General features: G+C 54.4%; 16 protein-coding genes. 13 read left to right on the top strand and 3 right to left on the bottom strand.

Features of this window, described 5'->3' with window-relative positions:
- The first annotated feature begins 34 nt into the window (after positions 1-34).
- From B212_RS0121235 to B212_RS0121225, 3 genes are read left to right on the top strand one after another with little or no spacing between them, the layout of a single operon-like run.
- Positions 35-1,111 carry a Gfo/Idh/MocA family protein gene (locus tag B212_RS0121235; protein ID WP_019913096.1) on the top strand — a complete coding sequence of 359 codons (1,077 nt, stop codon included), beginning with the start codon at positions 35-37 and terminating at the stop codon, positions 1,109-1,111.
- Between the two features lie 27 nt (positions 1,112-1,138).
- On the top strand, positions 1,139-1,870 hold the full coding sequence (locus B212_RS0121230) for a ThuA domain-containing protein (RefSeq protein WP_019913095.1): 732 nt from the start codon (positions 1,139-1,141) through the stop codon (positions 1,868-1,870).
- The gene (locus B212_RS0121225) at positions 1,871-2,839 is read left to right on the top strand and encodes a sugar phosphate isomerase/epimerase family protein (RefSeq protein ID WP_019913075.1); all 969 of its coding nucleotides are present in this window, start codon (positions 1,871-1,873) and stop codon (positions 2,837-2,839) included. It abuts the gene before it with no gap.
- 93 nt (positions 2,840-2,932) lie between these two features.
- Here B212_RS0121225 and B212_RS0121220 read toward each other — a convergent pair whose 3' ends face one another.
- Positions 2,933-3,478 carry a GNAT family N-acetyltransferase gene (locus B212_RS0121220; RefSeq protein ID WP_019913074.1) on the bottom strand — a complete coding sequence of 182 codons (546 nt, stop codon included), beginning with the start codon at positions 3,476-3,478 and terminating at the stop codon, positions 2,933-2,935.
- Positions 3,479-3,727: 249 nt separating this feature from the next.
- Between B212_RS0121220 and B212_RS0121215 the strand changes: the two genes are divergently transcribed.
- From B212_RS0121215 to B212_RS0121175, 9 genes are all read left to right on the top strand, one after another.
- Positions 3,728-5,563, top strand: a complete 1,836-nt coding sequence (locus B212_RS0121215; protein WP_019913072.1) for a cache domain-containing sensor histidine kinase — start codon at positions 3,728-3,730, stop codon at positions 5,561-5,563.
- Positions 5,563-6,747 carry a response regulator transcription factor gene (locus B212_RS0121210; RefSeq protein ID WP_019913071.1) on the top strand — a complete coding sequence of 395 codons (1,185 nt, stop codon included), beginning with the start codon at positions 5,563-5,565 and terminating at the stop codon, positions 6,745-6,747. The genes B212_RS0121215 and B212_RS0121210 overlap by 1 nt, the downstream gene beginning before the upstream one ends.
- A gap of 195 nt (positions 6,748-6,942) precedes the next feature.
- Positions 6,943-8,232, top strand: a complete 1,290-nt coding sequence (locus B212_RS0121205; protein WP_019913070.1) for an ABC transporter substrate-binding protein — start codon at positions 6,943-6,945, stop codon at positions 8,230-8,232.
- 132 nt (positions 8,233-8,364) lie between these two features.
- Positions 8,365-9,246: a carbohydrate ABC transporter permease gene (locus tag B212_RS0121200; protein WP_019913069.1), complete on the top strand. Its 882-nt coding sequence runs from the start codon at positions 8,365-8,367 to the stop codon at positions 9,244-9,246.
- Positions 9,243-10,061 carry a carbohydrate ABC transporter permease gene (locus B212_RS0121195; protein ID WP_019913068.1) on the top strand — a complete coding sequence of 273 codons (819 nt, stop codon included), beginning with the start codon at positions 9,243-9,245 and terminating at the stop codon, positions 10,059-10,061. Before B212_RS0121200 ends, B212_RS0121195 begins: the two co-directional genes overlap by 4 nt.
- A gap of 32 nt (positions 10,062-10,093) precedes the next feature.
- Complete coding sequence (locus tag B212_RS0121190; protein ID WP_019913067.1) at positions 10,094-10,810, top strand: N-acetylmannosamine-6-phosphate 2-epimerase; 717 nt, start codon at positions 10,094-10,096, stop codon at positions 10,808-10,810.
- Positions 10,807-11,703: an ROK family protein gene (locus tag B212_RS0121185; protein ID WP_019913066.1), complete on the top strand. Its 897-nt coding sequence runs from the start codon at positions 10,807-10,809 to the stop codon at positions 11,701-11,703. Before B212_RS0121190 ends, B212_RS0121185 begins: the two co-directional genes overlap by 4 nt.
- Positions 11,704-11,706: 3 nt before the next feature.
- A complete protein-coding gene (locus tag B212_RS0121180) occupies positions 11,707-12,402 on the top strand; it encodes a copper homeostasis protein CutC (RefSeq protein WP_019913065.1) in 696 nt (231 codons plus the stop codon).
- A gap of 5 nt (positions 12,403-12,407) precedes the next feature.
- Entirely contained in the window at positions 12,408-13,913 is a 1,506-nt protein-coding gene (locus B212_RS0121175; protein WP_019913064.1) for an alpha-L-fucosidase, read from the top strand.
- A 476-nt stretch (positions 13,914-14,389) separates the two neighbouring features.
- Here the strand turns inward: B212_RS0121175 and B212_RS32090 are convergent, their stop codons facing one another.
- Together B212_RS32090 and B212_RS0121165 are read right to left on the bottom strand one after the other, a co-directional pair.
- Positions 14,390-16,054 carry an AraC family transcriptional regulator gene (locus tag B212_RS32090; protein ID WP_019913063.1) on the bottom strand — a complete coding sequence of 555 codons (1,665 nt, stop codon included), beginning with the start codon at positions 16,052-16,054 and terminating at the stop codon, positions 14,390-14,392.
- A gap of 185 nt (positions 16,055-16,239) precedes the next feature.
- The gene (locus tag B212_RS0121165; RefSeq protein WP_019913062.1) at positions 16,240-17,259 is read right to left on the bottom strand and encodes an ABC transporter substrate-binding protein; all 1,020 of its coding nucleotides are present in this window, start codon (positions 17,257-17,259) and stop codon (positions 16,240-16,242) included.
- Positions 17,260-17,639: 380 nt separating this feature from the next.
- Here B212_RS0121165 and B212_RS32085 point away from each other — a divergent pair, with 380 nt between their 5' ends.
- Positions 17,640-20,999: an Ig-like domain-containing protein gene (locus B212_RS32085; protein WP_020647590.1), complete on the top strand. Its 3,360-nt coding sequence runs from the start codon at positions 17,640-17,642 to the stop codon at positions 20,997-20,999.
- Positions 21,000-21,230: the final 231 nt, after the last annotated feature.

Raw genomic sequence — 21,230 nt, 5'->3', positions numbered from 1 at the left:
GAGGTATCAAACCAATAGTTGGAGGTAGCAGAACATGACTTTGAAAGTTGGAATTATCGGCTGCGGCGGTATCGCGAACGGCAAACATATGCCTGCCTTGCAAAAGGTAGAGGGTGCGGAGATGGTTGCGTTTTGCGATATCGTTCCTGAACGTGCCGAGCTGGCGCGGGCTGCATTTGGAAATGAAAGCGCTGTGGTATATACCGATTATCAAGAGCTGCTAAAAGATACAAGCATAGATGTGATTCATGTATGTACGCCAAATATCTCCCATGCGGAGATTTCCATCGCTGCGATGGAGGCCGGCAAGCATGTGATGTGCGAGAAGCCAATGGCCAAGACTACAGCAGAAGCACAGGCGATGATCGACGCGTCCAAGCGGACGGGAAAGAAGCTGACCATTGGCTATCAGAACCGTTTCAGAGCCGATTCGGCTTACTTGCATACCGTATGCGAGAATAATGGGCTGGGGGAAATTTATTACGCCAAAGCCAAGGCCATCCGCCGCCGCGCGGTACCGACCTGGGGCGTATTTCTGGATGAGGAGGCGCAAGGCGGCGGGCCGCTGATCGACATTGGTACCCATGCCCTCGACCTGACCCTGTGGATGATGGACAATTACAAGCCCAAATATGCTGTGGGTAACGCGTATCATAAGCTGTCCGGGCGCAAGAACGCCGCGAATGCCTGGGGCCCGTGGGACCCGGAGAAATTCACCGTTGAGGATTCCGCAATTGGTTTTATTACGATGGAGAACGGGGCGAGCATTGTCCTTGAAGCCAGTTGGGCGCTGAATACGCTGGATGTCGGTGAAGCCAAGACTGTGCTGTGCGGTACGGAAGGCGGGGCGGATATGGAGAAGGGCCTGCGTATCAACGGTGAAGAATATGGGAAAACGTATGAAAAGCACATCGGTCTGGATGCGGCCGGCGTAGACTTTTACGATGGCTCGGGAGATGATCCTGCTGTGCTGGAAGCGGCGTCATGGATCGGCTGCATTGTAAAGGACACCGAGCCGGTAGTGAAACCGGAGCAGGCTTTGGTGGTCACCCGTATTCTGGAGGCGATTTACAAATCGTCCGAGACGGGAATGCCTGTATTTTTTGACTAAAAAAAGAGAACCGGGAGTGTGTTCATAGTGACTAGAGTAACCGTATGGAATGAGTATCGTCATGAACGCCAGGAAGAGAGAATCCGCCAGGTCTATCCGCAGGGAATTCATACGCAGCTTGCGTCCTTCCTAAGTGCGGCCGGGCTGGACACGGCAACAGCAACGCTGGATGAACCGGAGCACGGGTTGACGCAGGAAGTGCTGAACAATACGGATGTGCTGGTATGGTGGGGGCATGTGGCCCATCAGGAGGTGAGCGACGAGATTGTGAACCGTATCCATCAGCGTGTGCTGCAGGGAATGGGGCTTGTTGTGCTGCATTCAGGCCACATGTCCAAAATCTTCATCAAGCTGATGGGCACAAGCTGTGATCTGAAATGGCGCGAAGCAGGGGAAAAAGAACGCCTGTGGGTAATGGAGCCAAGCCACCCGATTGCCGCAGGCATCGGAGAGTATATCGACCTGGAGCAGGAAGAGATGTATGGGGCGCACTTTGATGTTCCGGCACCGGAGTCGCTGATCTTTGTCGGCTGGTTCGAGGGCGGGAATGTGTTCCCGAGCGGCTCTACCTATCGGCGGGGGAACGGGAAAATCTTTTATTTTCAGCCTGGACATGAATCTCATCCGACGTATTACAACAAAGAAATCCAGCAGGTCATTATCAACGGCGTGAACTGGTGTGCGGGGGCGAAGGGGGATTACCCTGTGTATGGGCATTCCGAGGCGCTTGAGCCGATCAAAGCAAAGGTGGGAAAATAAATGAAGTTAGGTGTATTTGATCCCGTATTTGGCAGTCTCAGCCTTGATGAGATGCTGGACAAAATTGCAGCGGCAGGCCTGAACGCAGTGGAGATCGGCTCAGGGGGCAATCCCGGCAATCCGCACTGTCCTACGGATGAGCTGCTGGCCAGCGAAGCGGCACGGAAGGAATATTTAGAGAAATTCACAAAGCGCGGCATTATGATCAGCGCCTTCAGTTGCCATAATAACCCGATTTCGCCGGACAAGGAAGAAGCCCGCCAAGGGGACGAAATTCTGCGCAAATCCATTAAGCTGGCTTCGCTGATGGGCGTTGCCGTCGTCAACACCTTCTCCGGTACAGCCGGAGACAGCGAGGAGGCCCAAGCGCCGAACTGGCCCGTTACGCCTTGGCCTACCGTGTACAGCGATATTCTGACCTGGCAGTGGGAGCATAAGCTGATTCCTTATTGGAAGGAAATTGCCCAGCTTGCGGAAGAGCATGGCGTGAAGATTGGCATCGAGCTGCACGGCGGCTTCCTGTGCCATACTCCGTATACCATCCTCAAGCTCAGAGAAGCCACAGGTCCGGCTATCGGTGCGAATCTGGACCCAAGCCATCTGTGGTGGCAAGGCATTGATCCCGTGGGTGCGATCAAGATTCTCGGCAAGGCCGGAGCGATTCACCATTTCCATGCCAAGGACACGTACCTGGATCAGGACAACATCAATATGTACGGGCTGACCGATATGCAGCCTTACGGGGAAGTGCAGACCCGGGCGTGGACCTTCCGTTCCGTCGGCTGCGGACACAGTATCTCCGTCTGGTCGGATATCATGAGCGCGCTGCGCACCTACGGCTATGATTATGTGGTGAGCATCGAGCATGAAGATCCGCTGATGTCCGTGGATGAAGGCTTTTACCGCGCCGTTACCAATCTCCAGTCGATCCTGATCCGCGAGCAGCCGCTGGACATGTGGTGGGCGTAAGGAGCTGGTTACGGCCCTCCAGTATTTAACGAAAGAACTTGCCAGTCCCTGTAATCCTGTGGCAGCATCATCAGCTTTACCTGTCAAAAGCCATCACTTTCCTGTGACATTCACAGCCGGTGATGGTTTTTTTTGATGCTTGTAATAGAACACGGTGCCGGTCTTGCTGCCATTATGGGAGATGGCGTACTCCGGGATTATGCCCGCCTTCACGAAGCCCCGTGACTGGTACAGCAGGTTCGAGGGATCGCCTTCACGCGTATCCAGCACCAGCAGGGTCCGGCCGTTCGCAGCCGCTGCCTGCTCCGCAGTGTCCATCAGCATTCCGGCAATGCCTTTGCGGCGGTGCTGCGGATGCACCATCAGCTTCGCGATTTCCGCCCGGTGCGCACCGTTCGGCTTGGATACAGAGTGGAGCTGCACAGTTCCCACAATGGTACCACGCTCAAAAGCTGCCCAGAGCAGCACACCCGGTCCATGCACTCCCCGCCAGTAAGCCGAAGCATCCTCTATAGTCAGTGGAGGCAGGAAGCCGATAGAAGCGCCGTCCTCAACTACATCTATAAGCAGTTTACTTAATTGCTGCAGGATTTCCGGTTGTAATTCTTCCAGCAGCGAGATGGTTATATTCTGGTTCATCGGAAATTCCTCCTCTTATGTACGCATTATTTTATTATACCTGTGTAATGAAAAGTTACAAACTCAATATTAAAATGCCATTTTAATGGCATATGTGTGTTAACTATAAAGTCATATCTATCAAGGGATTTCCTGTCGGAATGTTCTTCCTCCCGGGCTGATGCAAAAAATTAACGGTTCATTTCCCCATGCAGCGCAGCGCATAATCTATTATACTAAATGAAAATTTGTCCGGAGGAAGTGAAGCGGATGATGCGGCGTTGGAACAATTTAACTTACCAGAGCAAGCTGCTGCTCGCCTTTTTCCTGTTAGGTATTATCCCGTCGATTGTGATAGGAACGATGGCATACCTGAAATCCGTGGACACGCTGGAGTCAAGGGTGAACGAGGATTTGGGTGTCATTGCCGGACAGTTGAACGAGGCGATTCAGCGGCAGGTGGAGGATGTGGACCGCTTCAGCACCTTTCCGTATTTTACACCGGAGATCTTTCAGATTCTGAATCAGCCCTATGTCCCCCGTGATCAATGGGGCTACCGGGAGCTTGAAACCCAGCGGCAGTTTGCCAAGCTGCTTGTGACTTATCCTTCGATTTTTTCCACGATTCAAGGTCTGATCTTCTACAGCACCAAAGGCAATGTGTACGGCTACAGGGTCAGTGACCGTTCCTCCATCAATGAAGCGGTCAGTCCGGTGGAGGAGGAATGGTACAAGGAAACACTCAGCAGAGACGGAGGTGTTGTTATTTCCGGGCTGCGCCAGGAGCGGCAGTTCAACAGTGCGCCGTTTGCGACCATTACAGCGTCCCGGCTGCTGCTGAATGATGATTTTAGTCCGGCGGGGGTTGTAGCTGTCGATATCCGGCCCGATTTCATGGATAAGATTGTCCGCTCCTTCCAGCTCAAGAGCATGCATGTCATAGTGGCAGATGAGAAAGGGAAGTTGATCTATTCCACGCGGTCTGCCGATAACCAGCGTTTCCTCAGTGCAGTGGCAGAGCAGTCTGCCCGGAAGGATTCAATGCGCGGGGTGATCACAGTCCCTGAACTGGGAGACGGCCTTACGGCGGCTACCGGCGTATACGCCTACAGCGAATATTTGGGCTGGACCAGCTATTTGCTGATTGACCGTGAGGAGCTGCTGGGTGACGCCAACGTGATCCGCAATTTTACGATCGTTCTGGTAGTGATATCTACTGCGGCTGCCGCGATTCTGTCCCTGCTGCTGGCCCGGAACCTGTCCCGTCCGATCCGCAGCCTGATCTCTTCGATGCGTGATGTGGAACGGGGACTGTTCGTAGCCCCGGCTGCTCCGCCCATCAAAGGTGAGATCGGCCAGTTGCATCTCAGCTACGTCACAATGGTGAAGCGGCTGGATATGCTCATTCAATCCATTGAAGAGAAGGAGCGGCAGAAGCGGGAAGCGGAGCTGTATGCGCTAAGGGCGAGGATTGCGCCGCATTTTCTGTACAACACGATTAACTCGATCCGTATGCTTGCCGTTCTACAGCAGTCTGAAGGGATAGCCAGGCTGCTGCAGTCACTGAACAAGCTGCTGCATGCCAACATGAAGCTGGACAGTGAACTGGTGCCGCTGTCGGCGGAGCTGGAACTGCTGCATCATTATGTGCGGCTCATGGAGCTGCGGTACACGAACCGGTTCCGGGTGGAATGGAGAATTGAAGAGCATACGGAGCAGACAATGGTCCCGCCGATGATTCTGCAGCCGCTGATGGAAAATGCGATTTTTCACGGTTCCTTCGATGTGGACGGCCCGCTGTTGATTGAGGTTAGCGCCTCTTTTGCGAAGAACGGGGAGGAACTGCTGATTACGATTGCCGATAATGGGCATGGCATACCGCCTGAAGTTCTGAATACCCTGAATGGGGCAACCCTGCAGCATACCGCTAAGCATTCAAGTAAAAGCATTGGGGTAGCCAACGTGCGCGACCGCATCCATCTAAGATTCGGCTCCCCGTATACGCTTTTGCTGGTAAGTGAGCCGGGTCAGGGAACCCGGGCCGAGCTGAATTTGCCCTGTAAGGCTGGGGGAACAGCCCCTGCCATGAATGGAGGAATGAAGTGATGTGGAATCTGCTTGTGGTGGAAGATGAGACAATTGTGAGGCTGGGGCTGCGGTATATGCTGGATTGGGACAGACTGGGGATCAACTGGAAGGCCGAGGCGGCCAATGGCCAGGAGGCGCTCAAGGCGCTGGACCGGGAGGACATTCATATCGTATTGACGGATATCCGCATGCCCGGAATGGACGGACTGGAGCTGGCGCGCAGAATTAAGGAGCAGTACGGCGGGGTGCAGATCATCTTCTTCAGCAGCTTTGAGGATTTTCCTTATGTCAAAGAAGCTGTCCGCATTGGTGTGGTCGATTATCTGCATAAGCCGACGATGGACGCCGAAGAGATTGCTGCCGCCTTGAAGAAAGCGGTGGCGGCGCTGGAGCAGTTTCATCAGGAAGCTGTTCCGCAAGGGCATACGGACAAGGACCGCGACCAATTTGTGCAACTGCTGCTGGCGGCGGCGGAGCTGCCGCCAGACTGGGCTGAACGCTGGCAGCGTTTGGGACTTGAAGCCATCTATGGGCAGGGGTATCAGTTGGCGGTGCTGCGTATGGCGGATAACGGGGCGGCGGAGCCGCAGACCACATTGGCCCGCTTTATGTCCTTCCGTTATTTTTTGGAGGAGTACACCTCCCGGGAGTGGGGCGGGATTCTGCTCAGCCGTGAGCATCAAGAGCTGGTGTGGCTGCTGCCGCTGGACGGAGGGAAGGCGGAGGCCGGGGCAATGCAGGCGTATTTGGGCCAACTGGAGCAGAGCTTGTTCAAGATGCTCGGAATCCGTCTGGCTTACTCGTACAGCAGGGTCCACCGCAAGGCAGAAGAGCTGCTGGAGGCTTACAGGGGGGCTGCGTCCGGTGAACTGGTGGGCGGCGGGAAGCTAAGCGGAATTATCCGTCTGGCTACAGCCTATATTGACGAGCATCTGCTGGAGGATGTAACCCTGGCTCGTACAGCAGAGCAGATTCATGTCAGCGTCAGCCATCTGAGCCGCCTGTTCCTCAAGGAGACCGGGCAGCATTTCAACGAGTATGTGACCGCCAAAAAAATGCTGCTGGCCCGCAAGCTGCTGCGGGACAGCAACCGCAAGGTATACGAGGTGGCAGAGGAGCTGGGTTACGCCAACCCGCATTATTTCAGCAAATTGTTCAAAGATGACACAGGGGTGACACCGCTTGAATTCCGCAATCAATAGAACAAATTCGTACGGAAAAGCAAAAAAAGTTATGCAGAAAGCAGATTTCGTCTAGTTATTGGCTCAGTGAGTAGAGGGAGGCATTAAATTAAGCAATTAATAGCTGCAAAGCAGCAAATTACACTGGTAGTTTACCTCACACATAAAAGGTACGATGAACTGGAGGAATTCACTTTATGTCAGGGAGGCTAACATATGAGAAGAAAAGGCGGGTTCTGGTGGTTGTCGGTATTGTGTCTTGGATTATTGATCATTCTAGCAGGCTGCGGCAGCAATAACGCGGCGACGACTAACAATTCCGGTGCAGCTAGTTCAGGCGGCAATGCAGCGGCGGGCGAGAAGGAGCCGGTGGTGCTGAAGCTGACAACATGGAATCCGATCAGCCAGACTGTAGTTGATAAATTCCAGGAGAAATACCCGTACATCACGATAGAGCATGACAAGGTATATGATCAATTCCGCGAAATCATCCGCACCCGGATTGTTTCCCAGGCAGATATGGATATGCTCTGGCTGTTTCCCAACCAGGTGGCTGAATTCTCCAAGGAGAATGTGCTGATGGACATTACCGGCAGCCCTTGGCTCAGCAACTACCTCGAAGCAGCGGTGAAGCTCGGTACAGTGGACGGCAAAACCTATGGCGTTCCATATAACAGCCAGCCGATTGTCATGTTCTATAACAAAACCCTGTTTGATTCCCTCGGTCTTGCGATCCCTACCAATTGGGAAGAGCTGATGGATGTGAGTGAAAAGATCAAAGCCAGCGGTACTGCACCTATGGTCATCGGCAGCAAGGACGGCTGGGCGACACAGTTCATTACAACCTCCCAGTTCGGTTTGTATCAGCATGATAATCCGGATGTCTTCGCACAACTGGCAAGCGGCAATAAGAAGTGGACCGATCCTGAATTTAAGGGCTATTTCGACGGTATGAAGGAGCTTTCGGATAAGGGCTATCTGCTGGAAAATTCCGTCGGCCTCAGCTATGACCAGGTCGCACAGGTCTTCAAAGAAGGCAAGGCGGCTATGTGGCCGATGGGCGAGTGGGGCTACAGCGAAAACTTTGATGCAGACTTCTCCGCCTTCGAACTTGGCGCCTTTCCGATCCCGGTTAACCGTGGCGACCAGCCGCTGGTAACGAACCTTGTCTCCGACAACCTGCTGGTTGGCGTCTCGTGGAGCAAGCACCAGGAAGAGATCAAGCTGTTCATGGAATTCGTGGCTGATCCGGAAATGGCGAAGATCTGGTCGGATGAAACGAAGCAGGCGGTAACGGTAAAAGGCGGAACCTCAGAAACCTACAGTCCGCTGGCAGCTTCCCTCCAGCCGCTGATCGACGCCAGTGAAGCGCAAATCTTCCCGAGCATGACTTCCTCCATCGAGCCGGTAATGTTCCCGATCTTCCAGCAGATTCTGCTGAAGCAGGACGTGGATACGGCCAAACTGCTGGAGCAAATGCAGACAGCGCAGGATAAGGATATTTAACACTTATGCGCAAGCTGGCAATGGACTCAAATAGAAACCGCTAAAAAGCGAAAGCTCAGAAAAAGAATGACGCTGTCTTTCGCTTAGGTTTCTTTTTTTTACCCAAATTGGGGGTACGGATGGAGGCAAACCATGAAATTTATGAATTTCCGCAATTATGTGCTGTTTATTGCACCGGCGCTGCTGATCTATCTGCTGTTTTTTGCCGGACCGATCTTCAGCGGCTTGTATTATGGCTTCACCGATTGGAACGGGTTCTCGTTCAAGGCCGACTGGGTCGGGCTGGAGAACTTCCGCGAGGCTTTCCGTGATCCGCTGCTGCTGACCGCACTGAAGAATATGGCGATTCTCTCTGCCGTGGTCATTGTGCTGCAGCATACCGCTTCCATCCTGCTGGCCGTGCTGCTGGACCAGAAGCTGAAAGGCATTGTGTGGATGCGGGCGATTATTTTCTTCCCTGTTATTCTGAACACCGTCGTTATCGGGTACGTGTGGAGCTATATGTACGCGCCGATGGTCGGGTTTCTGCCGAAGTTTTTTGCCGCAGTCGGGCTGGATGGCCTGGCAGGACTGGACTGGCTTGGTGATCCCAAGCTGGCCATTTATGCGATTGCACTCGTGATGGTCTGGCAGTATACAGGCTACTCGATGATGATTTATTTGGCTGGACTACAATCCGTATCGGGTGAAATATATGAGGCTTCGAGCATTGACGGAGCAGGTCCGTGGAATAAGTTCTGGAGAGTGACTCTGCCGCTGCTGATCCCTTCGATTATTGTGAACACCGTTCTATCGGTAATCGGCTGTATGAAAATGTTCGAGCATGTCTTCATCATGACGCAAGGCGGGCCGGCGAACTCCACGCAGACCTTCGGCATTATGATCTACCAGTATGCCTTCAAAACCTCGCAAATGGGCTATGGCACCGCGATGGCGATGATTCTGTCGGTGATGATTCTTGCGGTAACCTTCGTACAGATTAAGCTGCTCAGCCGTCTGGAGGTGGCGAATTGACAACTACACTGCAGAAAACCTCAATCTACACCGTGCTGATTATCGCGCTCATCATCGTGCTTGTGCCTATGGCTGTTCTGGTCTCTGTCTCGCTGCAGACGCCATCAACGATTAATCCGCTCAGTCTTCCGAAGGACCCGCAGTGGAGCAATTACACAGAAGCCTTCCGCACCGGGAATCTGCTGCCGTATTTCGGGAACAGCATCCTGGTGCTGGTGATGACCACCGCTGCTGCGATCGGTGTCTCGGTGCTGGCCGCATACGGCCTGCATCACGGTAAACGCTACAAATCGGAGGCGATGTCGACCTTTTTCCTGATGGGACTCATCCTTCCGGCTTTTTCCGGAACAATTCCGGCTTTTCTGGTCCTGAGGCAGGTTCATCTGCTGAACACGCATATCGGACTGTCCCTGATCCAGATTGCCTCCGGGCTGGCCCTGCCGATCTTTCTCTATGTGAATTTCTTCAAGACTGTGCCAAGCGAGATCGAAGAGGCTGCGCTGGTTGATGGCTGCGGACCCTGGCGGACGTTTATCCGGATTATTTTCCCGCTGACACTGCCGATTACGGCAACCTGCATTATTGTGGTGGCGATCAATTCCTGGAATGACTTCTTCAATCCGCTGGTCTACTTGTCATCGCCGGAAATGCGGACCCTGCCTGTCGGTCTTATGGCCTTCAAAAGCCAATACAATACGAACTGGCCGCAAATGTTCGCCGGAGCCGCGCTTGTGGCCCTGCCGATTATCATTCTGTACTTGTTCGTGCAGCGTTTTATTATCAAAGGCCTGGTAGGCGGCGCTGTCAAAGGATAGAAGGCTGAGCATATATAAGAGGTGAAAAGTGGATGAACAAGGAAGCGGAGCGCATAATTCCCTATCAAGGGTTAGTGGTTTCCTGCCAGGCGCTGCCGGATGAGCCGCTGTATGGAAGCCATCATATGATGGCTATGGCTATGGCAGCGAAGGAAGCCGGAGCGGCGGGCATCCGGGCTGGCGGGCTGGAGGATATCCGGGCCATTAAGGAGGCTGTGGGCCTGCCGCTGATCGGACTGGTAAAAATACAGCATGAGAACAGCGGGGTTTACATTACGCCAACGCTTGAGGATGCGCTGGCCATACATGCGGCCGGAGCGGATATTGTGGCGGTTGACGGCACGGGCCGTCCCCGTCCGGACGGGCGTTCACTTGCCGAAACCATCGCCGGACTGAAGCGCGCCGGAGCCGCCGTGATGGCGGACATTGCCACCTTTGAGGAGGGGGTGCTGGCAGCGGAGTGGGGAGCAGACTACGTCTCGACCACGCTGTGCGGCTACACCCGCGAAACGGCAGGAACGCCGCTGCCGAATCTTGCTCTGCTGGAGCGGCTGGCTGCTGTGCTGGATGTGCCCGTTGTTGCCGAGGGAGGAATTTCCCGTCCTGAGCAGGCGGCTGAGGCACTGCGGCTGGGAGCAGCGTTTGTTGTGGTCGGCTCGGCCATCACCCGGCCGCAGTGGATTGCTGCCCGCTATGTACAGGCGATGCGGCATACGGGTTCCCGGGAAGCCGGAGAGACCGAACGATGAGCCGGTATTATATTGGCGCCGACATTGGCGGAACGGGCATTAAGGCTGCATTGATCGGTGAGGACGGCGGCATAGCCGCCCGCCGGAGTACGCCTACCCCCGTCAGCGAAGGTGCGAACGGCATTCTGCATGCCCTGAAGGGCATCATTGCTGAGCTGATGGCAGAGGGGCCGGAGGTAGGCGGCATCGGCATCGGTACTGCCGGACGGGTGGACCCGGAGGAAGGGGTGGTGCTGTACGCGACTGACAATCTTCCCGGCTGGACCGGTATGCGGCTGGCAGCGGAGATTGAAGCCGGGTTCGGGCTTCCTGCCGCCGTGCTAAACGATGCGAACGCCGCTGCGCTGGGCGAAGGCTGGCTGGGCGCAGCTTCGGGGCTTGCGGATTACGCGATGCTGACACTGGGTACAGGCGTAGGCGGAGCGCTCGTTCACCGGGAGGAGCCGATTTCCGGCAAGCAGGGTGCAGCCGGTGAATTCGGACATATGGTGCTGTACCCGGGCGGGATTCCCTGTAGCTGCGGCCAGAGGGGCTGCATCGAGCATTATTTGTCCGGCCGCGCGCTGAACCGTCTGGCGGCCGGTGCGGACGGAAGCTGGGACAGCCGTAAGCTGCTGGCGGCCTTTGCCGCAGGCGACCAGCGGGCGGCTGCGGTTATGGATGTGTATCTGAACGATTTGAGTTTGACGATGCATAATATCCAGTCGTTTTTAGATCCGGGGGCCATTATCCTTGGCGGGGGCGTTGCTGAATCCCACCCGTTATGGTGGGCAGTCTGGATGGAGAGATTGGCTGAAACGTCACCGTTGTCCTTCAACGTGCTGCCTGCCAGGCTGGGCAATGAAGCCGGGATGATAGGTGCGGCACGGACGATCATGATGAGGAGGAAGTAGAAGATGCTGCTGGAGGTCATAGCAACAACGGTGGCTGACGCTGTCATTGCCGAGGGTTACGGAGCGGACCGGATCGAGCTGATTACCGCCATCCGTGAGGGCGGACTTACGCCCAGCCTCGGGCTGATTGAAGGGGTGCGGGAAGCAGTCGGCATTCCGGTAAGAGTGATGGTGCGGCCGCATGCCCGCTCATTCCGTTACGATGAGGCCGACGCTAAGACGATGCTGCGGGACATCCGCCATATTGCCGGCATAGGCGGATTATCCCTTGTTATGGGGATGCTCCGTCCGGACGGGACAGTTGACGAAGAGCTGCTTAAGCGTCTACTGCAGGCGGCGGATGGGCTTGAGGTTACGTTTCACCGCGCCTTTGACGAGGCTGCCGATCAGCTTGCGGCACTGGAGACAGTCTCGCGTTACCCGCAGATTACCGATATTCTGACCTCCGGCGGGCACAATACCGCACCGGAGGGTGCTGAGCGGATCGCTGATCTTGAGCGGCTGTCCTCCATTTCCTCCGTCAATATTCTTGCGGGCAGTGGCTTAACCGCAGAGGGATTAAGTGATTTCATTACACGTACCTCCGTAAGCCGGGTGCACTTCGGCTCCGCTGTCAGGGAAGACGGAAACCCGCTGAAGCCCATTGATCCGGCAAGGCTGCAGGTAATCCGCAGTATTCTGAATTCAGGGAAGAGGTGAGCATCGTGTCAAAGTCAAAGCTGCATGAATTGCGCAAGGAGAAGAAGCTGGAGATCCAAAACACTGTGGACAACGGGCCGTTCCAGGCCAATTGGGAGTCGCTGGGCGCCTATTCCGTTCCCCGGTGGTACGAGGATGCAAAATTCGGGATTTTTATCCACTGGGGAGTCTATTCCGTGCCCGCCTTCGGGACAGAGTGGTACGCGCGCAATATGTATAGAGAAGGTACCGAGGTGTATGAGCATCATCTTAGAACCTACGGGCCCCCGGACGAATTCGGCTATAAGGATTTCATCCCCCGGTTCACGGCGGAGAAATTCGATGCCGAGGAATGGGCGGCCTTGTTCAAACGGGCGGGTGCTGCATTTGTGGTGCCTGTCGCCGAGCATCATGACGGCTTCGCCATGTATGATTGTCCCTATTCGGAATGGACCGCTGCCCAAATGGGTCCCCAAAGGGATGTGATCGGTGAACTGGGCGAGGCCGTCCGGCGCCACTATATGACCTTTGGGGTATCGAGCCATCGCGCAGAGAATTGGTGGTATTACAATGGCGGCCGTCAGCTTCCTTCCGATGTGCAGGACCCCAAATATGCCGGCCTGTACGGTCCGGCGCAGCCTTGCTATGGCGATCCGGCGTACCCGCTGCCGATTCTGCCGCCGAATGAGGAGTTTCTCGATGATTGGCTGGTCCGTACCTGCGACCTGATTGACCGTTATGGCCCGCAACTGGTCTATTTTGACTGGTGGATTGAACAGCCCGTATTTAAGCCCTATCTGCAAAAGCTGGCCGCGTACTACTACAATAAGGCCGCCGAATGGGGCCAGGGGGCAGTCATCAACTACAAGTTCGATGCCTTTGCAGAAGGGACTGCCGTATATGACATGGAACGCGGACAACTGGCAGACATCCATCCGGCGCTGTGGCAGACCTGTACCTCCGTCGGGGAAACCGCCTGGTGCCATATTGCTGACCACAAATACAAAACCTCGGGAGCGATTCTGGGTGATCTGGTGGACATCGTCAGCAAAAATGGCGTGCTGCTGCTGAATGTCGGGCCGCGCGCAGACGGTACGATTCCCGAAGAGGAGCAGCGGCTGCTGCTGGAGGTGGGAGATTGGCTGGCGGTTAACGGTGAAGCGATTTACGGCACCCGCCCATGGAAGGTATACGGCGAGGGGCCGACCCGGGTGGTCAGCGGTACGTTCAACGATACGAAGCGCAGCCCGTTCACCCCGCAGGATGTGCGCTTCACTGCCCGGGGGGAGCAACTGCTCTACGCGGCTATTATGGGGTGGCCGGAGAACGGAACCTCTGTGATCGAAACCTTGGGCAGCCGCTCGAAGCTGCTTGCGGGTGAAATTCTGAAGGTGGAGCTGCTGGGCAGCACCGGAGAGCTGAAGTGGAGCCGTGAAGGTGAAGGGCTGATTGTGCAGTTGCCGGACAGCGTACGGGAGCGCGGCATCTCCGTGCTGCGGATTGAATATGCTGTTGTTGAAATGGCCAGATAACACGCCAGAACACCGCGGCTGAATCAGAGACTATTTTGCACAGATATGGCGGCCGTCTAATATTGAAGACAGCGCGGCTAGCCCTTTCTGCGCTGTGATTGTACTTTATACAGTAGACATCCATGCCGCTCGTTCGCGGCACTTCAGACGATGAGAGTTCATAGAAGACCCTCAATTTGGCTTCCATAACAATGTCCTCTGTTCGGACATCGTTATTTCAGGATAGATTGCTCCTTAATTTCCAACGAGACGCAATCTGCTGTATTTCGTGCAATAGTTTTCCGGATTTCGGATCAAAAGTACATTTTTCAATAGATTCTAATGTATAGAGTGCAGTAGAATCCGCCTTCTGTTTGAATTAGAGATCATCTGCTGCAGAAAATGCAATAGAAATTCATGCTGCCTGGGTTAGAACTTGTCCCGCTGGACTGCAGCTCTCCCTGACACCGGCTGCTTCTGTGTAACCCGGGTTGTGCTCAGGCGCTGCCCTGCTGTCCGCCAAGGAGCCGGGGCAGCAGAGTCAGCAGCCTCTCCCGGGTCATGGCGTCCCCGTAGTTCCACCTGCCTCCATCGAGCAGGTAGACATGGCCCTTGCGGACGGCGGGCAGGCTGCTCCAGAGCGGACTTGCCAGCAGCAGTTCCATAGCTGCCCGGGAGTCTTCACGCTGCGGGATGAGCATGAAGATGCGGTCTCCCGCATAGGTGTGGAGCTTCGCGGGGTCAACCTCCGCGAAGCCCAGCTCCTGATCCAGAATGGCCTGGATTTCCGCTGTCGGCTGCAAGCCGCCAGGGGCATACAGGGCACTGGATAACCCGGACATTCCCATGGCGAACAGATGGTTGCCATGGTCGTAGAACAGTGCGGAAGCGGTCTCGCCCGGCTGGAGGATACCGCTGTAAAGACGCTGCCACATGGCGGCGTTCTTGGCATTATAGGACTGAAGCCAGGCTTCGGCTTCATGCTGCTTGCCCAGCCAGCTTCCCAGAATCCGCATGCGGCGCTCAAGGGGCGCGAACGAATCGAAGGTGAGCGTGGGGGCGACACCGGAGATGCGCTTATAGAGCTTTTCATCAGGATTCGCGACAATAATGAGGTCGGGATTCAAGGAATGGGCCAACTTCGGGTCCAGCGGGAATCCGACATTGGCAAGCTTTTTGATTCGGTGCTTATAGACGCTGTTCTGCGAGAAGGACTCATCTCCTCCAACAGGCTTTACCCCCAGTGCGAGCAGGTCGCCCAGGGTCTCGCCGTGGTAGACAATCCTTCTCGGACGCTCAGGAATGTCTACGAGATGGCCTGTCCAGTCTGTGACCGTCAGCTTCGGGCGCTGCGCCCCGGCGAATTGTCCCGGCGTCACTCCGGTTGTCTGACGGAAGCGGCGGCTGAAATAATATTCATCGGCAAAGCCCACCAGCCGGGCAATTTCCCGCAGGGGTTCGGCAGATTCCAGGAGATAAATCTTCGAATGGCTGATGCGCAGCTCGGTCAGGTATTCCAGAGGCCGCTTGCCGGTGAGCTTTTGAAAGATCGGAGTGTACTGCCACAGCGAGACGTTGGCCAGCTCCGCCAGTTGCTTCACAGTGATGCTCTCCCTATAGTGCTCCTGCAAATATTGGACGGTGCTTTCTACAGATTGCGCGGGGCTTGGCGACTGCCGGGAAGAATAGTTGTGCTCAAAAAGCAGCAGCAGCAGCTCCTGAAACCGCAATTGCTGCCTGAAATGCTGCACGTCATCCCCTTGGCTGTCCCTCGCGGAGAGCAAATCTTCCGCCAGCCGGACTACCCTTGAAAAGGGGTGGACGATCAGTTCACATCTGCCGGAGAGCAAGTCCTGTCTATAGAATTCAGGGGATTCTCCCGTCCGAATGGCTGAAAATGAAATCAGATAATAGTATAGCGGCATCTCCGGATTCTCTAGGCAGTAGGAGGCTCCGGGAGCCAGCAGCCAGCATTTGTCCGAGCTTAGCGGGACAGATTCGCCGTTGATGTTAAGCTGTCCGCAGCCGCTTGTAATTACAAGCAGCGTATGCTGCTGTACGGTCTGCGGCACAGCGCTGGAATCCGGTGCTTGGATCAATAGCCCGATCTCATCGAGCTGAAACAGCAGCGAGTGGAGAGGGGCAGGGAGAGATTGGCGCACGGAGCTTCTCCTTTCGTAAGTGAGAATAATTATCAATGATTAATATTGTAACCAAAACAAAGAAGCTAATCAACAGACGTTGATTAGCTTCTTGCGCTGATAAGGAATGGGACGTATGCTTAGCCTGCTTACCGCATTCCGTCTGCTTTCCCGAAGGCTTCAATATCGCAGACAACAACACCAGCCTACTTATTCAGCAGCCGAGGAATCTCACCCAGCAGCCATTCTCTTGTGGTGGCATCGCTTGAGGTTTTCATGATGTCCTGTGTGTAGACATAGCCGTTTTTGACGGCGGGCAGGCTTTTCCAAACAGGGCTTGCCAATAATTTCTCTGTCGATTGTTTGGCTTCATCGGCTACAGGGGTCAGGATGAAGATCCGGTCGCCTGCGTATTGCCCGATCACTTCCATAGAGATTTCCTGGAAGCCTTTTCCTTCATCCAGCACCTTTTGAATGGCCGGAGTCGGCTTGAACCCGTTCTCGCCATACAGCACCTGCGAAAGCCCGGTGGTCGCCATTACAAATAACCGGTTCCCGGGATAATAAGTGAAGACCGATGCCGTCTCCCCTTGCTTCAAACCGGCGGACTTAAGCTGCTTCCACATCGCTTCCTCGCCCGTCTTATATTGCGCCAGCCAAGCTTCCGCTTCCTTCGTCTTGCCGAGAATACCGCCGATCTCCATCATACGCTCCTCCAGCGGGGCGAAGGTATTGAAGATAATGGTCGGCGCGATTTTAGACAAAGCCTCGAAGTCGGCCTCATCTGTTCCCGCATAGATAATCAGGTCAGGCTGCAGCTCCAGAGTCTTCTCCAGATTGATCGGGAATCCGACATCCTCCACACCTTGCAGCTTGTCTTCATAGACCTGATCTTCGCCCATTGATAGCGGGTATCCAATCGCCTGCACACCCAGTGCGAGCAGATCGCCATAGGTTTCTCCCGAGAAGATCACCCGCTTGGGTTGAACCGGGATTTCCACAGTATGTCCCACGTAATCCTTATATGTGCGCATCTCTGCAGCCGCTTCCGTATTGCCGCCGGTTGGTCCGGCAGAAGGCGATGCAACTGCGGCGGCATTGCTGCCGGCTTGGGTTGCCGCTGGCTCAGCAGCCGGTGTTTTCTCAGATGTGCCGCAGGCGAGCAGCAGCGTGGCCATCAGGAAGATGACGCATAATACGGCGAAAGGCTGTCTTGTTGTTCTCATGAAATCTATACCTCCAGAACCAATAATGATAATCATTCTCGATGAACAAGAAATATCATAAAATAAAGTCACCCGTTACTCAATGGACAAAATGGAATAGCGGATTTGCTTTTGTGCAAGCTGCATTTTTCAGGGCGAAAAATAAAACTTCGACAACTTTCAGAATAGATTCAGTTTCGGTTGCTATGATGCATTCAGCCTGCTGATTTCCCGGGAGGGGCAGGGTCTGCCCAGAGGGCCGGACATCCAATTATACATAAGCAATAAATTGAGCTTAAATCGTTGTTATATGAAGTAAAATAAGGCTTTTACACCTAATTTTCAAGTTGGGTTATGTCGATAAGAGGATGAAATCATAATTCAGCTAGGAGGGTGACAGATTGAAGAAAAACAGCTTGAACCGATTCTTTGTGCTGGTAATGTCGATGCTTCTCGTATTTGGAAATGGCGGATTGGCTATGGCCGGTACAGCCGTTACAGTCTCCAAAATCGTGCTGAGTGCAAATGAGCTCTCACTTGCCATCGAAGACACACAGGCCTTGACCGCAACTGCGGTCTATTCAGACAGCACCTCGGGGGATGTGACCGTAAACAGCGACTGGTCCAGCGATAAGCCATCCGTTGCTTCGGTCTATAATGGCATAATCACCGCGAAGGCGGAGGGAACGGCAACTATCGTGGCGGTGTATACACACAGCGACGGGACGAAGTTCTCCCAAGCGGCTACCGTTACGGTTACGAAAAAGGTCAAGGCGTTGACTCAGAATGTGCAGAGTTTGGATCTCCGCAAGGGCGAATCGGGCAGCATTATTTTGACAGCAACCTTTTCTGACAATAGCACGGATGCCACCGTGGCTGACAAGGCCGTCTGGAGCAGCAGCGATACTGCGGTTGCCACTGTCGTCAACGGAAAAGTCAAAGGCATTTCTTCCGGTACGGCCACGATCACGGGGATATACGGCAAAAAAACAATTATCGTTGCAGTAAACGTAGAGGTAGCCAAGCGGATTACGGTGGACAAGCCGGAGCTTGCGCTTTTGCTGAAGGACAGCTCGCCTGTTGTGCTCACTGCTACTTTTCAGGATGGCACACAGGAGAATGTAACCGCACTTGCCACATGGTCCTCCAGTGATGAGTCCGTTGCGGACGTGCTCAAAGGCGTCATTACCGGCTATAAGCAGGGAACGGCGGTGATCACGGCCAAATACGGCACCAAAACGACCACTATCCAGGTGACAGTGGATCAGACCAGCAAGCTCACAGTGGATGATCAGAACGTGTTCCTGAAGCCGGAAGAGGAGCAGCAGCTCAAGCTGACGGCGGTGTATCCCGATGGAGCCACCAAGGATGTCACAAGCACGGCCATCTGGAGCTCCAGCGATTCCAGCATTGCTTATGTGTATAAAGGCAAAGTCTACGGCTACACAGCCGGAACGGCAACCATTACGGGAACCTACGGCGACAAATCTGTGCAAGTGAATGTGGATGTTGCAGTAGCGCGTTATCTCGATCTCAGTGAAGAGCAGCTTAGCCTGAAGACAGGCTCAACGCATACGCTGACCCTAACGGCGACCTACGCCGACGGCAGCACCGAGGATGTAACCTCCCAGGCGACATGGAGCTCAAGCAATGAACTAGTTGCCTATGTCAAAAAGGGAGCCATCACGACGTACAAACTGGCGGGAACAGCAACAATCAGCGCTTCCTACGGCACCCTTGAGACCACCCTTGAGGTTGAAGTGGGCGCTGTGAACAAGCTTGTCGCCAGTGACGACAGCGTATTCCTGCAATCGGGAAAAACGAAGCAGCTTACACTGACTGCCGTTGCCGGAGACGGCTCATCGTCCGATGTGACAAACAGTGCGGTATGGGCCTCTGCCGACAAGAGCATTGCCTTGGTCAGCAAAGGATTAATTACGGGCTACTCCGTGGGCACGACGACGATTACGGGAACCTATAACGGTGTGAAGGCAACGGTTACCGTGGATATCGGAACGGCAAGGCACCTTGCCTTAAGCGAGACGAACCTGAATTTGGCGGTGAATGCCACGAAGGCCATTACATTGACGGCCACCTTTGCCGATGGAACTACCGCAGATGTGACCAATAAGGCAACATGGAGCTCCAGCGATGAGGCGGTAGCTTTTGTGTCCAAAGGCAGTATTACCACTTACAGCGAAGGGAATGCAACGATCACTGCGAGCTACGGCTCGAAGAATGTAACCGTAACTGCCACTGTAGGCAAAAGCAATAAGCTTCGCATAGACGATGACAGTGTATTCCTTAGGCTGAACCAAACGCAGCAGTTAGTGCTGACCGCGCTGGACGCGGAAGGTATCTCCAGTGTGGTAACAAATGAAGCGGTGTGGACCACGGCAGATGAGAATGTGGCTACTGCTGTCAAAGGTTTGATTACAGGCTACAAGTCGGGAACTACCACGGTGACTGCGGCATACGGAGGCAAGACTGTTACGGTTACCGTAAATGTTGAAACGGCCTCCCGGCTAAATGTCACCATCAGCAAGCTGAACCTCGGCGTAGACCAGAGCAAATCTGTGACGGTAATGGCCAGCTATAAGGATGGAACCTCACAGGATGTGACGGACGATGCGGTATGGAGCTCGGATCATTCCGACATCGCTGATGCAAGTGACGGCACGATTACCGCTTATGCTACAGGCAGCGCAGTGATCACCGTCTCTTATGGCGGGAAGACCGCGACCATCAAGGTAACGGCGGGAACACCGGAGAAGCTGACGCTGCAGGCGAAGACGGTAGAGCTTCAGGAGGATGAGACCTATCAGGTTATAGCAACCGGCGGGTACAGTGACGGCACGGACAAAACCTTGGCGGACGAGGTGGAATGGAGCACCAGTGATGCGAAGATTGCCACGGTCGAAGATGGGCTGATTACCGGTGTCGGCGTCGGTACAGCAGTGATTACGGCTAAAGTAGGCACGGTAAAAGCGGCGATTACAGTCAATGTCGGCCTGGTCGATGAGCTTGCGGCGAGTGTGAGCCTAATGACGATGTCCGCCGGAGACAAACAGCAAATCACGCTGACCGCTACCGACTCATCAGGTGCAGAGAGCAATGTGACCGCAGATGCAGAGTGGAGCTCGTCCAAGGCCACGATAGCAACCGTGAAGAAGGGCCTGGTGACTGGCGTTTTGAAAGGCAAGACGACAATTACCGCTTCCTACGGAGGCCAGAAGATCACAATCAACGTTGAAGTGGATCAAGTGTCGAAGATTGAAGCTTCCGTGACCAACCTGGCGATGAAATCCGGCGATACAGCCCGCGCAACAGTAACCATTACCTTCAGTGACGGTACAACGAAAGATGTTACTGACAAAGCGGAGTGGAAAAGCGGCAGCTACACAATCGTCACGGTGACCAAAGGTTCGGTCAAAGCGGCAGGTTACGGCAAATCCTACGTGAGCGCAGCCTATGGCGGCAAAACCGTTAAAATCCCCGTCACAGTAGATGTGCTGAAATATCTGGAGGTCAGCCAGATGAATCTGACGCTGACTGAGGGCCAATCCGTGCAGCTAACGGCAACAGCTACCTTTGAAGACGGCAGTGAGTCGGATGTCTCCAAAAGCGCGGTGTGGTCATCGTCCAAGGAGCTTATAGCCACCGGGAAGAATGGGCTGATTAAAGCGAACGGCACAGGCTCAGCTTATATCTCGGTGAAATACGGCGGCAAGACCGTCAAAATTAAAGTGACTGTGAAATAGCAGAGTTGTTCGCTTGGGTTTTCTTTCATTAAAAAAGGCGCTCGCCGCATTCTCCAAACTTGGAGGGTGCGGTGTTTTTTTGCTTGGAAATAATCAATTGCATTTTATACAGTAGATCGCAGCGATTATTCAGCAAAAACGGGTTCTGTTGTATTTGGTACAGCAGATTTTAGCTGAGATGCAGCAAAGTGCAACAGAATTGAAAATCCACGGTGCTGCGCCTAATTCAAT

The organism is Paenibacillus sp. HW567 (assembly GCF_000374185.1).
Taxonomy (GTDB): Bacteria; Bacillota; Bacilli; order Paenibacillales; family Paenibacillaceae; genus Paenibacillus_AQ.
This window is presented reverse-complemented; position numbering and strand designations above follow the sequence as displayed.

What these genes read in the sequence shown, in the direction of transcription:
- B212_RS0121235 (WP_019913096.1), top strand. Translation starts at nt 35, where the DNA reads ATGACTTTGAAAGTTGGAATTATCGGCTGCGGCGGTATCGCGAACGGC.
- B212_RS0121225 (WP_019913075.1), top strand. Translation starts at nt 1,871, where the DNA reads ATGAAGTTAGGTGTATTTGATCCCGTATTTGGCAGTCTCAGCCTTGAT.
- B212_RS0121220 (WP_019913074.1), bottom strand. Translation starts at nt 3,478, where the DNA reads ATGAACCAGAATATAACCATCTCGCTGCTGGAAGAATTACAACCGGAA.
- B212_RS0121215 (WP_019913072.1), top strand. Translation starts at nt 3,728, where the DNA reads ATGATGCGGCGTTGGAACAATTTAACTTACCAGAGCAAGCTGCTGCTC.
- B212_RS0121210 (WP_019913071.1), top strand. Translation starts at nt 5,563, where the DNA reads ATGTGGAATCTGCTTGTGGTGGAAGATGAGACAATTGTGAGGCTGGGG.
- B212_RS0121205 (WP_019913070.1), top strand. Translation starts at nt 6,943, where the DNA reads ATGAGAAGAAAAGGCGGGTTCTGGTGGTTGTCGGTATTGTGTCTTGGA.
- B212_RS0121200 (WP_019913069.1), top strand. Translation starts at nt 8,365, where the DNA reads ATGAAATTTATGAATTTCCGCAATTATGTGCTGTTTATTGCACCGGCG.
- B212_RS0121190 (WP_019913067.1), top strand. Translation starts at nt 10,094, where the DNA reads ATGAACAAGGAAGCGGAGCGCATAATTCCCTATCAAGGGTTAGTGGTT.
- B212_RS0121185 (WP_019913066.1), top strand. Translation starts at nt 10,807, where the DNA reads ATGAGCCGGTATTATATTGGCGCCGACATTGGCGGAACGGGCATTAAG.
- B212_RS0121180 (WP_019913065.1), top strand. Translation starts at nt 11,707, where the DNA reads ATGCTGCTGGAGGTCATAGCAACAACGGTGGCTGACGCTGTCATTGCC.
- B212_RS0121165 (WP_019913062.1), bottom strand. Translation starts at nt 17,259, where the DNA reads ATGAGAACAACAAGACAGCCTTTCGCCGTATTATGCGTCATCTTCCTG.